General features: G+C 68.3%; 6 protein-coding genes and 1 pseudogene. 2 read left to right on the plus strand and 5 right to left on the minus strand.

The genetic code is table 11. The features are described 5' to 3' along the window. Positions 1-364: 364 nt before the first annotated feature. Both BCD49_RS43790 and BCD49_RS32890 read left to right on the plus strand, forming a co-directional pair. Positions 365-911, plus strand: a pseudogene (locus BCD49_RS43790) (IS5 family transposase); the annotation flags it as partial. A gap of 152 nt (positions 912-1,063) precedes the next feature. Next, the gene (locus BCD49_RS32890) at positions 1,064-5,038 is read left to right on the plus strand and encodes a CHAT domain-containing protein (RefSeq protein WP_071042284.1); all 3,975 of its coding nucleotides are present in this window, start codon (positions 1,064-1,066) and stop codon (positions 5,036-5,038) included. A 91-nt stretch (positions 5,039-5,129) separates the two neighbouring features. On the opposite strand, the gene BCD49_RS32895 is transcribed toward BCD49_RS32890, so the two are convergent. From BCD49_RS32895 to BCD49_RS32915, 5 genes are all read right to left on the minus strand, one after another. Beyond that, complete coding sequence (locus BCD49_RS32895; protein WP_007513565.1) at positions 5,130-8,804, minus strand: CHAT domain-containing protein; 3,675 nt, start codon at positions 8,802-8,804, stop codon at positions 5,130-5,132. After that, positions 8,801-10,750 carry a hypothetical protein gene (locus tag BCD49_RS32900; RefSeq protein WP_007513568.1) on the minus strand — a complete coding sequence of 650 codons (1,950 nt, stop codon included), beginning with the start codon at positions 10,748-10,750 and terminating at the stop codon, positions 8,801-8,803. Before BCD49_RS32900 ends, BCD49_RS32895 begins: the two co-directional genes overlap by 4 nt. Then, positions 10,734-11,846, minus strand: coding sequence for a PDZ domain-containing protein (locus BCD49_RS32905; RefSeq protein ID WP_131803608.1), 1,113 nt, complete (start codon positions 11,844-11,846; stop codon positions 10,734-10,736). Before BCD49_RS32905 ends, BCD49_RS32900 begins: the two co-directional genes overlap by 17 nt. Positions 11,847-12,226: 380 nt before the next feature. After that, positions 12,227-12,592, minus strand: coding sequence for a CATRA system-associated protein (locus BCD49_RS32910; RefSeq protein ID WP_241832443.1), 366 nt, complete (start codon positions 12,590-12,592; stop codon positions 12,227-12,229). 53 nt (positions 12,593-12,645) lie between these two features. Then, positions 12,646-14,109 carry a CATRA conflict system CASPASE/TPR repeat-associated protein gene (locus BCD49_RS32915; RefSeq protein ID WP_131803609.1) on the minus strand — a complete coding sequence of 488 codons (1,464 nt, stop codon included), beginning with the start codon at positions 14,107-14,109 and terminating at the stop codon, positions 12,646-12,648. Positions 14,110-14,287 lie beyond the last annotated feature (178 nt).

A 14,287-nucleotide genomic window follows, 5' to 3' on the forward strand; every position in this document is an offset into this window, starting at 1 on the left:
CGCTGCTCATCGRCAGTCGAGTCGATGTAGAACAGCATGTACAGCCTGGCGGGTGTGACGGCGCCGATGGTGGGGAACTCGGAGGCCAGCCGATTGTGGGCTTGGGCTGCGCAGGAACTGCGACCAGCTTGGCCCGCCGCCGTGGCGAGGTGTCGGTCCGACGGCGCATCGGTGCAGGATGGTCGGACCGAGGCGCCCGATACCTGGACCAGCAGCTTGCGGTATCCCGCGGAGAGTCGCAGGTAGCCCCAATGGGCGTTTCTTGGGCTAGCCGGAGGACCAGTTGCGCCGTTGCGAACCATCGAGTCGGCGACCTCGACGCCGGGGCGGGTATGGCCAGTGGACGCGCACCACCTCCCTGTGCCTCAATGCCGCGGGCCGCCTCGACCTGCACCGGGCGCTGGTGGACTCCTCCCATGTGCACGCCTTCAAAGGGGGACCGCGACGGTCCGAGCCCGGTCAACCGCGGCCACCTCGGCTCCAAACACCACCTGATCGTCGACGCCGGCAGGACACCGCTGGCGGTGTCCATCACCGGCGAGCACGGCAGCGACGTCACCCAGCTGATCCCGCTGATCGAGGCGATCCCGCCCATCCGGGGCCGCCCCGGCCGGCCCCGACACCGTCCGCGCTGTCTGCTCGCCGACTGGGGCTACGACCACGACGCCTACCGCCGCAAGCTCACCTGCTGGCAGATCACGCCGATCATCGCCCGCCGACGAGCGCCACACGGCTCCGGCCTGGCCCGGCAACGCTGGCCCGTGGAACGCACCATCGACTGGCTGCACCAGTTCCGCCGGCTGCGCACTCGGTGAGAACGCCGCGCCGACATCCACCAGGTACTACTCACCCTCGCCTGCACGATCATCTGCCTACGCCGCCTAAAAAGCTCACTCCGAAACCGGCGCTAAGCCACTCGGAGCCTGTACAGCTATGCTTTTGAGCGTCGCCGCGTGACCAAATGGCGCTAAGCTCGTTCGGGGTCGTTCGCCGTGGGGCCGGCGTCCTGTACGCACGGAATCTGGCGCATGAACCATCGGCTAGACAGCAAACGGGGGACATTGTGAGCGCACCAGCAGGCTGGCCCGACCAGGCCACCTTCCTCATCAGTCAACTCGCCGGCCTGCGGACTCAGTTCGCCCAGTCCGACGGCGTCGACGACCTGGACGCCCTGATAGACGCGGCGAACGCGGCGATGGCTGTCACGCCGACAGGCCACCCTGGTCGCGGCCAAGTGCTCTCCACTCTTGCCCATTTCTCCCACGTACGCTACGAGCGGACCGGCGACACCGCCGATCTGGACGCCTCGGTCGCGTTCTCAGTGCAGACCGGGCTCCATTCGGTAGCCGGGCTTCCGGTGGACCATCCGGACCGGATCGCCGTGCTGGCCAGCCTCGAAAATCTCATCAGGCTGGACGCAGAGTCGAAATCGACGGCAGTCATGGACGCCTGCCTGCGGGTGGAGACCGACGGTCTGGCCGGCGTCGATGCGGCTCTTACCGCCGCCGTGACGGCGATGACGGCGTTGCCGGTCGACCATCCCGGCCGGACGATTCTGCTGGCCGGTTTGGCTCCGGGAATGCGGGCACGCTACCTGTACGCGGGCGACTTTGCCGACCTCAACGTTGCGGTGGAGGCCGCCAATACAGCGATAGCGTTATTGCCGGTAGACAGTCCAAGCTACGCCGGCACGGCGACCGAACTTCATAACGCCCTATTGCTGAGATCCCAGGTGACCGGTGACGCGGAAGATCTGGGAAGGGCGCTGAACGCCGCCTGGAAGGCACTCGAAGTAACGCCGGATGACGAGAGCGGTGCACTCTGGCTAAGTATTAGCTCCACTCTCGCGATGCGCTCTCGGAGTACCGGAGACCTCACCGACCTCAATTATGCGGTGGACGCCGGCTTGCAGGCGTTCGCCAAGACACCGGAAGACGAACCTGGCTACGGTGCGACGCTGGCGGGGCTGGCGGGCATACTCGTGCTGCGCTTCCAACAGACCGGCGACCAGGACGATCTGCGCCGAGCCGTGGCAGCCGGCGAACACGCAGCCGCCGTGACACAGGAGTCCGATCCAGACTGGCCGATAGTGCTGATGAGCCTGGCCGAAACGTTGCGCTTCCAGTTCCGTGAAACCGGCACCGAGGACGTCCTCGACAGAGCAGTTGAGATCGGGTGGCAAGCCCTCCGCGCCATTCCTCGCAACCATCCGGGATGGCCTCTTCTACTCGCTGGTCAGGCCAGCGTGCTGACGTCGAGAGGCGTGCGAGCCGACGACGTAGGCGACCTCGACAGCGCGGTGGACTTGGCTCGCGAGGGGTCAGCCGCGCTGCCACCCGGCCATGCCAGTCAGCCAGAGGTGCTCCTGGCCCTCGCCGAGGCGCTGCACTACCGCTTCAGGCGAGTCGGGGACGCAGCCGACATCGACGACGCAGTAGCGGCAGCCGGTGGCGCGGCCACCGCGGCGCCGGCCACTCACGCCGAGTACGCGACCGTGCAAGCCAGCTTGGGCGAGATGCTCATGACCAGGTTTCAATGGACAGGCAGCGTCGCGGACCTTGAGCGCGCGGTCGATGCCGTGCGGCGGGCGGCGGAGACCCTACCGGCAAACCACCATGCACGCGCTCAAGTGAGTTCGAACCTCAATCTTGTCTTGGGGATGCGGTTTGCACGCTTCGGTAACCTCGCCGATCTAGACGCTGCGGTCGACGCCGGGTACACGGCGGTGGCCGCGACAGAGCCCGACCATCCGCAGCGCCCGTTCTGGCTGGCCAACCTCGCGAATGCTCTACTGAGTCGCTTTCGACAGGTCAACAGCCTGTCCGACCTCGACGCCGCGATAGCGGCCAGCGACCAGTCGCTCGCCAGCCTGCCCGCGGAGCACCCCAGCCGCGTCCTGGTATTGGTCAACCTGACTCAAGCACTAGTCAGTCGATACGAACGTACCGCCCAAGCGGTAGACATCGACGCGGCGATCGACGCCGGCCGGGCCGCACTAGTCGGAATACCGGACGACCATCCCGAGCGCCCCAAGGTGCTGGCCGCCCTGTCCGCGGCGTTGACCACTCGGTTCCATGAGTCTGCCGATGCGGCAGACCTGGTTGCCGCGGCAGAAACTGCCCGGACTGCGGTAGCCGCGCTACCGAAAGATCACCCCGACCGGATCGTGGCGTTGACCAATCTCGGCGTCGCCCTGACCGCGAGGTTCGAACACGACCGGAACATGACGTCGTTGGACGAGGCCATTCTCGTCGACCGACAGGTGATTGCCGCCGTCCCGGCCGACCACCCCAACCGTGCCACTGCGTTGTTCAATCTCGGGTCCAACCTGGAACTACGGTTCGCGGAAACTGGCAACCAGGCGGACCTGGACGCCGCGATCGACGCGCACCGTGAGGCGGCCGGAATGGCCACCGCGTCGGCGATCATTCGGTTGTCGGCGGCGGTGGCCTGGGGGTTGGCGGCGGCAAACCGGAACCGTTGGTCAGATGCGGCTGCTGGGTTCGGCGCGGGGGTGGAGTTGACGGCGCGGGTCGCCGCGCGCGGCCTCGATCGCTCGGACCAGGAGTTCTTGCTCGGTGAATTGGGCGGTCTCGCATCGGAGGCTGCGGGGTGTTGCCTGCGCGCCGGCCTGGTCACCCGCGCGTTCGAACTGCTTGACCAGGGCCGCGGAGTGCTGCTGGGCCAGGCCCTGGACACCCGAACCGACCTCACCGCGCTGCAAGAGCGTCATCCCGACCTGGCGTCCCAGTTCGTCGCGTTGCGGGACGAGATCGACCGAGCCGACCCCGCTACGTTGGCGGGGTCGATGAGCGCTGACGGATCCTCGCTGATGGACGGTGCCGAGATGGCCCGCTGGTCGCTCGCCCTGCGACGCGAGGCAGCCGCTGGATTCGAACGAATCGTCGATGAAGTTCGATCTATGCCCGGTTTCGGGACATTTCTTCGGCCGCTGACTGTGTCGGAGCTTGCTGTCGCGGCCGAGCAAGGGCMGGTCGTCGCGGTCACCGTGTCCCAGTTCGGCGCCCACGCACTGATCYTCACAGCGGACGGAAAGATAGACGCACTGCCGTTGGAGGGCTTGACGCAAGAGGAGGTGCGCGAGCGAGTCCTCCGAATCGTCGATACGGCTGCCGGCAGCTCCGCACCGCTCGGCGAGGATCTTTCGGACACCCTGGACTGGCTCTGGGACGTGATCGCGGGTCCAGTACTGGAGCGGCTCGGGATCACCGATCCACCTCAGGACGGCGAGCCGTGGCCGCGGGTGTGGTGGTGTCTGTCCGGCCTACTGTCATTCCTGCCGGTGCACGCGGCCGGACGCCACGCTACGCAGCATGGACCGAGCTCGGAAGCGGTGATCGACCGGGCGGTCTCCTCGTACACCCCCACCGTTCGGGTCTTGGCCGAGACTCGTCGTGCTGGCCGAACCAGCCGTGCCAGTGCTGCGCGCCTCGACGAAGGCGAGGCGCTGGTGGTGGCCATGCCTGAAACCCCCGGCGCGTCGTCGTTGCCGGGCACCGGAGCCGAGGCCGACTTGGTCGGCCAGCATTTCCGCGGCCGCCTTCGTGTCCTCGTCGGTGCGAGAGCCACGCKGGACGCGGTTCTGACTGCGCTTACGAGCGCGCGGTGGGCGCACTTTGCCTGCCACGGCCACACCGACATCGCGGACCCGTCGGCTAGTCGGCTACTGCTCGCCGACCACGAGACGCGACCACTCACCGTCGTGGACCTCGCCCGACTGCGCCTCGCGGCGCCGGAGCTCGCGTTCCTGTCAGCCTGCTCGACAGCTCGGCCAGGCGACAGGCTCGCCGACGAGGCGATCCACCTAGCCTCGGCGTGCCAGCTCGCTGGTTACCGGCACGTCATCGCCACGCTGTGGCCGATCGCCGACACACCGGTCGTGGCAGACGAGATCTACGAGGCCATCGCGATGACGAGTGACATCGGGGCGGCCGTTCACACCGTGACCCGCCGGATGCGCGACAGCCTCCGCGACCGGCCGTCAGCCTGGGCAGCGCACATCCACACTGGCGCATAGACATCCCACGGCTCTAACAGTCAAGGGGCGATCTTCTGGCTTGTGGTCGGCACCGTGCTCAGGGGACGTGAGAGTCGGGGCGCAGGAGAGGTCAGGCGCCAGCGTGGATGTGAGCTGCCCACGCGGTTGGTCGATTCCGGTGGGCCTCCCGTAGCGCGCGTGTTGCTTGGTGGACCGCCGCGGCCATTTCGGCACCGGCTTCGAGTGCGGCGTAGACGTGATCAGCGACGCTGGCGGAGATCTGGTCGTTAATAGGCCAGAGCGTCCCGACCACGTTCCGGTAGCCGACCAGTTGGAGTGCCGTGACCAGGTGAATTGCCTCGTCGGGTGTCCGGCCGCCAGGCAAGGCGGTCGAGCAGGCCGAGAGGAATGCCAGATCTGCGTCGAGTCGGAGCCGGGTCAGGTCGAGCACGGTGAGGGCGTGGTCGTTCAGCAAGAGTCCGCTGCTCGACGGATCGCCGAGGTCGAACGAACCGTGGCAGGCGAAATGCGCCCACCGCGCTGACGGCAGCGCGGCGAGCACTGCTTCGCGGGTGGCGTCGGTGTCGGCGAACAGCTTGACCTGGCCTGGGAACCGCTTTGCCAGCGCCGCTGCCTCACGTGCCGCGGAGGGCAGTTCGGCGCGGTGAGGGGTGTGTTGCATCGCGACGACGACCAGCCGCCCGCCTTTCCTGGCCGCGGCCCGCTGTGAGCCGGACTGTTGAGGTCGGGCGGCATGGCCCAATGCTCGAATGGTTGGAACGTAGGAGGAGATAGCCCGGTCGAGCAGAGTCGCCGAGGACGGCACGGAGCGGGTCCCGTGGAGGCCGGCAGCGTGCAGCGGTAGGAATGACAGCAGGCCCGAAGCGCACCAGCGCAGCCGCGGCCAAGGGCGATCCGGCGGCGGCGGGGCGGCAATGCCGAGCCGGTCGAGGACGGGGTACACGATCTCCGTCCACAGCCAGCTCAGCGTGTCGGAGAGCTGCTCCTCGGCCGCCGCCCGGTCTAGAGACCGGGTGGCACCGCGCGGCCCGTCGATCAGTGCGGACGCGCGCCGCAGAACCTCGTCGGGGTTGACGTTCGGCAGCTCGACCGGTTCCGGCGGACTCCCGTTCTTCAAGATCAGAGCGTACGAACCGAGTTCCGACACCATGACAACGATCAGCGGGTGGTCTCCGACCGCCGACAGCAGGTCGGTGAGCGACGGCGGCCTGAGGAAGCGTGCGAACCCCGCCGTCCGGCGGATTTCCGCAAGTACCTTCTCGAACACGTCGGCTGCCTGCCGCCGGCGGTCGGCATCCGCGCGGCGTGACGCGGTGCTGGTGACCGGGGCACGGCTCGGGTCGAGCGCGTCGCGTGCGGTGGCGAAACGTTCAGCCAAGGCCGGCGAATGTTCGGCCAGCGCAGTGAGATCGGTCTGGAGGTCCAGCGCCTGACCGAGAATGATGCCGCGGCTGTGTTCCCACAGTTCGACAGCCCGGTCAGGGCGGCCCGCCCGCAGGCACACAGCTGCGGCGTCCGAGGCGATGCCGGTGAGCCAGGAGAGCTGGTGTTCCTGGTCGGTTTGGTGGAGGCCGCGACCCGCGACATATGTCAACAGGTCCACCGCGGCCTCGTAGGCCGCCATCGCCTCCGGCCAGCGTCCGACGCTGGCGGCCGTCGAGGCCCAGTGTCGCGCGGCGAACGCACGTACCCGGGGCGAGGCCACATCCGACTCGACGGCGCGGCGACCTGCGTCGATCGCCGCTTCGAGGTCCTCCTGGTCACCGCCGCGTTCGAAGCGAGTTCGCAATGCGGTAGCCAGAATGTGCAAATAGTTGGAGCGGGCCGGGTTGTCTGGCGCCGTGACGTTGACCGCAGCGGAGCCGGAGACGATGGCCGCGTCGAGGTCGTCCGCCTCCCAAGTGAACCGGAACCGCCTCAGCAGGACATTGCAGAGGTCACTCTGGTATGAGGCACGGGCGGTGCGACCCGCCGGGGCGGCCGCGATCGCCGACCGGACAACTGCGGCTGCCTCATCGATGTCGGGCAGCTGCTCCGTTCGGTGGAAGCGGGCCAGCAGGACGTCACCGACGAGAGCCAGACATCGGGCGCGGTTCTCGTGCCCGTCCGGCGTGGCATTGACCGCTGCACGCGCAGCGTCGATCGCCTCGTCAAGGTCGGTGAGACGGCCGGTCCGACCGAACCGTGAACGCAGGGATCCCGCGAGATTGGACCGGTATCCGGCCGCGGCCGGCTGGTCAGGCGGCGTCGCGTAGACCGCCTCGCGGAACGCGTCGACCGCTTCATCGAGGTCGGTCCCGTCCCCGGTCCGATTGAAGCGGGCATTGAGACTGCCAGCGAGGTTCGAGAGTTGGCGAGGGCGGTCGGGATGGCCGTCCGGGGTCTCGGTGACCGAGGCACGTCCGATAGCGACGGCCTCTTCAAGATCTAAAAGATTCCCTGTCCGTTCAGCGCGCACCCGCAGGCTGGCGCCGAAGTTGGTGAGGAATCCGAGCCGCCGGGCGTCGCCGGCCACCGTCGTGGCCACGCAACTGCGACCAGCCGCCACGGCGGCGTCGAGGTCGTCGGTGTTCCCGCTGCGCTCGTAGCGCTCGCGCAGTGCCGCGCCGAGATTCGCCAGGTACCCGCCTCGCGACGGATGCCCGTCGGCGATGTCCTCAAGAGCCTGCTCAGCGGCATCGATCGCACCGTCCAGATCGTCGGGATCGCCGATGACCTCAAACCGTGCGCGCAGTGCGACGCCGAGGTTCGTCAAGGCAGTGCGACGGCCGGGCCCCGCAGGGTCGATGGCCTTGACCGCCTGTGCGGCCGCGACAATGGCGTCGTCGAGATCGACAAGGTTTCCCGTTCGCTCGTGGCGGTTGCGCAACGCCATCGACAGATTGGACAGTCCGCCGGTCCAGCTGGGCCCGCCAACGGGGGCGGCCGCGACGGCGTTCCTGAGCGTGCTGATCGCGAGTTCGAGGTCGTCGGCCACGCCGGTGCGACGATGGCGAGCCAACACAGCGAGGCCCAGTTCGGACAGGTGCCAGTGCCGATTCGGGTCGTTGGCCGGCGCCGTTGCTACTGCCTGTCCGGCCGCGTCAACCGCCACAGCGATGTCGATTGTGCTGCCCGTCATCTCGTATCGCCTGACGGCTATGGCGGCGAGGTGGGACAGGTGACTCGATCGATCGGCGTGCCCCGGTGGTGCGGCCGCCACAGCCTGATGCGCGGCGTCGACCGCCGCGTCGAGGTCGGCGAGGTTCCCTGTTCGGAAGTGGTGAGTCGATAGTGCCGTCCTAAGATTTGTCAGGTAATCGAGCCGGTTCGGATCCGCTTGGGCCGTGCGGTGCAGCGCCCTCCGTAGCAGCTGGATGGCGGTGTCCAGAGATTCGACTCCTCCATCGCGCAGCGATTCCTGCAGTAGCGAGGCCGCCTGGAACGCCCATGCCGCAGGCCCGTCCGGCGGGATGGACCGGCTGTCGTCGAGGACCTTCCGGATCGGGTCCGGAACGAGGTGCGGGCGGGTGGGGTAAACGTGCGAGAACACGGCGACCGCGCCGGCGAAGGTGGACTCGTCGGCGCCCGCACCAGCCAGGAGATGCCTGTGCCACATCACCTGCCCGACGGCGTGCATCAAGGGCACGTCGATCCTCGGATCAGGCACCGACTTCAGCAGGGCGGTGACCTCGACGCCCACCATCGGGTCAAGTAGCCGTGCCGGGTCGTGGTCGGCGACGAACCGGGCCAGCCGTTCTTCCAGTCGCCCGAGAAGCTCGTCGCGCCTTCCGGCCGCGGTCACGCCGACCGTGTCTCGGCGCCGGCCCGCCTGGTGGGTTCCGGAGCTCGTCGCGGTGCGAGTGAAGTTTGCAATAGGACGAGGTGCGCCAGCCAGACCGGCGCGACGACGCTCACCGCGACCTGGCTGGCGACTTCGGAGAACCGGTCCGTGGCGAACACACCGCTGACGCCTCCATGGTCGAGCAACAGCAATCCCAGTCCGAGGAACGCGATGGCCGCGAAGGCGCAGATGCGGCGGAACTGGGTGGGCCCGTCCTCGATCTCATTAAGTTCGCCGGCGTTGAAGACGAAACGCCAAAGTACGGTCGCTGCGAGTACCGCGGACGACGGCAGCGAGTCGTACTGCCACATGAGGTATGACCAGGCTCCGAGGAGAGCGAAGGATGCGACAGCGAGCCGCGCGGCGTGAGCTCCGGCATCGGCGCGCAGCCGTAGCGCGACCAGCATGGCGGGGGCGGCGAAGGCACCCAGTATCCACGCGGTGGCTGGTCGGGCCGCCGCGTTCATGATCGGTATGAACGCCAACGCGATCACGGCGACGCGAACCAGCAACCAGAAAGTGGGCGTCAGGATCGACGGTTGTCGGTGTTCTGACAGCCGAATGGTGGCAGCTAGAACGGCGAGAACGACGGCGAGAGCGAGGGACCACTGTACGACCTGCCACATGCCATGGCCGAAGACTCCGCCGGGCGTCACCGAAGGTACCTGCATGTGGCCGGGTTCGCGCCAGAAATAGACATAGTGCAGGGCGTCGGACGGCAGGCGGAACGGCGCCTCCAGCCCGCGCCACAGGTCCAACCCAAGAGGTACCGCCACCGGGGCCGCGAGGACCAACAGCACCAGCGCGATGGGGGAAGTGGCCTGCCAGGCGGCCGACACGTTCCAGCGTGTTCCAGCGTTGCGCGGCGACGGGATCGCCGCGAGTCGCGGCGTGAGACCCGCGGTCGCGTAGACCACGACACCGATCACCGCAGCGGCCCCGAGCAGTAGCGAGAGCGGCACGTGGGTCGCAGCGGCGGCGACGCAGGCCCCGAAGGTCGCGGCGCCGGCGAGTACGCGGGTGCCACCAGGTCCGCCTCCGCCGCCTTCTCGGGTGCTGCCCCTGCTAGCGACCGTGTCCACCAGCCGCCGGAGGCCAAAAGGGCCCGACAGCAGCAAGCAGGCACGCGCCGACTCCATGCCCTCCCACACTCCGACGAGCAGCGGCAGAAATGCCAGCCGGGCGAACGAGTTCCAGACGGCCTCGTTAAGGACATCGTTGGTGACGCCGATTCGCGAGCCGTTCGCGCCGGGTGCCGAATACCCCATCGTCGCGCCGAGAGACTCGGGCACGACGGCGCACATCGTGATGAGCAGGGCGGCGCCGATCATGGGAGCCAGGAGGTAGCCGCGGCGGTGGGAAAGCGCCGTGATACTCCGCCGACCGCGGGCGCTGCTGAATCTGCGGGGGACGAGATTCGCGGCCACGACCATGAGCGGCAGGCAGAAGCTCAGGGTCGCGACGGCGAGCAGGGCCAGGCCCCAGTAGGCGGCGAGGAATCCGCCGGAGCCGGCCGAGAGATAGAATCGATGCAGGGCCGACACCTGGAGCAATTCCCGGGTCACCGCGCCGAACGGCGCCGCGCTCGTCAACCCGAGGGCGACGAGGCTGGCGCGCTCGACTGACGTGTCGGTCACGGCGCGGGCAGCCGCCCAGATCGCCGCTGTCAGGCAGGTTAGGCCCACCGCAAAGGACGCCGTCGGGACGAGGTGGTTTCCGGTTCCCCCGTCGACCCAGCCCGCACCGGTCGACAGCACGCGGACGGGCAGGGCAAGGACGGCCGCGGCGACGATACCGATCGCGAGCCCGGCACGTGCCGTACGCGTTTCGACCGGGCCAGTGAACCTGATTCTCAGGTGGCCACTGACCGACCGCCGAAGTAATGACTGGCTAACGACGTGCTCCAAGCTCGACGGTGACCGAACGGGTGGTTCCCGACAGGCTCACGACGGACAGGGTATGTGTGCTGTTGATGCTGTCGGCGCGGACCGCGGCGACGAGCGCGCTCGATGAGGGAATCGGCTCGTCGTCGTAACCGACGACGACATCGCCGGACCGCAGTCCAGAGTGCTGCGCCGGGCCTTGCGCAACGAGGCCCCCGACGAGTGCCCCGACGGCCCGACCGTCATAGGTTCCACCCAGCCGGGCCACCTCCGTCGTGACGACCGAGGCGCCGAGCGTCGCCGTGCTGGCCGTGGCGGGCGCGTGTGCGCTGCCCACCGCMAACAGCGTCGAGGCGACTCGCCCGGCCGCGACGAACCGCGTCATGGAGCCGCCGGCCACCTCGACAAAGCCGACCAGTTCACCGTCGAAGGAGGCGACCGGTGTGCCGAGTGCCGGGCCGGTCACCATTCCTTCGATCTCKCCACCGGTCGATGCCGCCTCCCGCCGGCCGAATGTCAGCACGAAGCCCGCCGACGACTGTTTCGTCGGGTCGCCGCTGACGACCAGCAGGGGTTCGTCGACGGGAACGGCCATGGCCCGGTTTGCCCAGACCAACGACGAGTCGAAGGCCGACCACGCGTCGCCCGCCACGGTCGCAGACATGACTGCGTAATGCCCCGGCTCGTCGATCTCGACCACCGTCAGCCTGGAGAATGCGCCCGCTACGCGCACGTCGAGTGGACGTTGAGCGAGTGCTACCACCGGAACGACGAACAGGGCGATGTCCGACGACGGCCTCAGGAAGTCGAGCAGCGCCGTCCCTGACACGTCGGAGCCAGCTTCCGGGGCCCAGGTCTCAAACGAGCCGGCAAACGCTCCGACAGCGACGACGTCGCGGTTTCCGTTCTCGACGGGAAAGGTCAACCCGCGCAGGTCTTGGCACACCTGCGCAAGTCCTGGTGGTGGGCCGAGCCGCYCCATTTTAGGCGGATCCGGATTTCCGCCGTTGGCGCCCCACCYGGCCAGGCTCAGCGCGGAGAAAAAACAGAACTGGGCTGCAACGGCGAGGTACGCCGACCGTCTCAGCCACGTGGCGTGTGTTCCGAACCAGCCCTGCACATCGACGCCCCCCGGCCGTCCGACAACTCGGCTTTGACCTTACCTGGTCTGTTCCCTCCCGTCCGCTCTACCCGGAGCGGCACGTCGGGCTGCGACGGGGCGGCCCGCTGTGGCGGTTCTGCCCCGCGATCCCGCATGATCGACATGCCGTCGCGATCCAGAACCGATCACGGGACCGTCCCCTGGGCGCAAGTCCGGCCGCGAAGCACCGATCATGGCGCTTCAGTTCCTCGGCGGGCAAGTGTGCTCGACACGGTCGTGAGCAGTCTGTGGACCGTGCCGGAGTCGAGATGACGCTATATGGCCCGCCGCAATGCAGGAATCGGCGGCCGACGAAATCCGTCTCGCAAAGTGTCCAGCATCTGTCGTAGTCGCGCTGGCTAGGGCTTGGTTCGGTCTGGATGACGACTGTCGGAGGGTGCGAGGCTCGCCGACGGGTCGGTGAGCGTGTGGATCAGCGTATTGAGTCGTTCTTGGATCTTGCCGGGCGCGGGCTCCACTACCGTGCCGTCGACATCGGTGACCTCCCGGGGAGGCCCGAAGAAGAGCAGGTCGTCGGCCGCTTCGGCGAAGGCGGCTGGGTTGCCCGCGCGCAGCGCCTTCCAAAGCTCGGTGAGCGTCTTGTTGACTTCGTCCCACTGCTCTGCGGACAACCGCCAGCGCCGTGCGAGGCTCAGCGTGAGCAACGCCTGCTCGCGGTTGTCAGCCGGTACCGGCGATGAACCCATGGGTGAGACGATATCCACGGCGGATGGTCGGGGTGCGTTGGGCTGCGAGGCCGGGCCCGCCGTGGTCCTGTCTAGTCGACGATGGGGATTCCAAGGCGGCGCGCGGCTGTCCGGAACATCCCGTTGTGGGGATAGCGCACGAGGGCGGCACGGACGAGCTGGCCGTGGGGGTCGCGCACCAGGCCGTTCTCAAGCTCGGTGACGTTCTTCCGCCAAGCGGTGAGTGCTCCGAGGACGCCGGTCAGTGCTTGCAGCGCGGGGCTTAGCCCAGCATCTTCCAGAACTTGGAGCGCCGCATCAGGCTGGTGGAAGACCTGCGCCAAGGCGCTAACCAGCGCATCACGATCCTCATCGGTCAGYCGACGCGGCTCCCGGGGCGCCGGGGTCGTGGACGGGGTGTCCGGTGTCGCTGCCAGCGGACCCAGTGCGACCGCCGCCAAGCCTTCGACCTCGCGCGCCGTGGCTGCCGACCGTTCGGCGTATTGCCGCTCGTCAGCGAGGCGGCAGCTGAACAGGGCGGACAGGGCCGCGTCATCGCCAAACAGGCCGACGGACGGCTCGATCGGCGCCTCAGCGTTGAGCGCTTCCCGCGCGTTGGACGCCGCGATGTCGACAGCGTGGACGAGAAGACCGATCTCAGCGGACTGCACGGCCAACGCCGCCACCGCCGCTTGCGAGCGCAGCCGCAGATCGCGCGCCCGAGCCCTACGGTCGTCTAGTCGATTCCCGTCGACACTGGGCTCAGCCAATTCGGCCAGCAGACGGGACAACTCGACGATGGTCGCGTCCAGGGCGATCCGGGTCGCCCTGACTCGGCGTCCGTCGTCCCACAACCGGGCGAGGTACCGGATCTTCGCCGTCTGCAACAGGTAGTAGCCGAAGGGCGTCATGTCAGCGGTACCCCGCGACCACAGCCAGGCGCTCAGCGCCGTGTCGCGACCGCGGGCCGCCACCGCGACAATCTGGCGCGTCACCCGTGCGTCCGGGAAGTCGGCAAACTCCCAGACGACGTGGCCCGAGCGGGTTGCGGCGCCACGGTCGGCCCAGTCGTCGGATGCCACGGCCGGCAGCGACGGCAGCAGGCGCCGCGCCACCGCGGCCGGACCGTCCAGGATACCGGTGTGCCCGAGATAGACGTAGGCCCTGCCCAGCAGAGCATCGTCCACGGCGGGCGGCGGTGGACCACCGACGGTGGCCCATCGCGCATCGAGGTAACGCCAGTCGTGTTCCTGCACCGGCGGCCCTAGGCGAACCGCCAGGCTGATCATCTCATGGTGCAGCCGCAGGAGCGCTTCACCGCGGCCAGCCTCGGGGTCCCTGCCGGCCTGCGCGGCCAACACGCTGCCCGTCGGCGGGAGGCCAGTCACAGTCTCAAGGCCCGTAAGGCTGCCAGGCAGGGTGCTCCCGGCGCTCAACTTCTTGATAGGCCGGTCCATGTGCAGCTTTGAACGGCAGGCTTCCCAGACGACCCGGAGGTATTCGTAAGCGGTCTGGGCGCCCGGTCCTCCGAGCGGAGCGAACAGGTAGACGACCAATGCCGGGTCCACAGGTCGCGCGTCTTCAGGGGGCATCTCCTGCGCCGTCGGCCTGGGACTGCTCGTCACGTCTCCAGTGAACCAGGCGGCACGGGGCAGCGGCGCCACACCAAGGTCCGCAGCCGTCGCCCCTGCGGCGTCGCTGTTATCCAATCGACGTGGCATCTCACCCGACGAC

This window comes from Pseudofrankia sp. EUN1h, assembly GCF_001854645.1.
GTDB classification, from domain to species: domain Bacteria; phylum Actinomycetota; class Actinomycetes; order Frankiales; family Frankiaceae; genus Pseudofrankia; species Pseudofrankia saprophytica.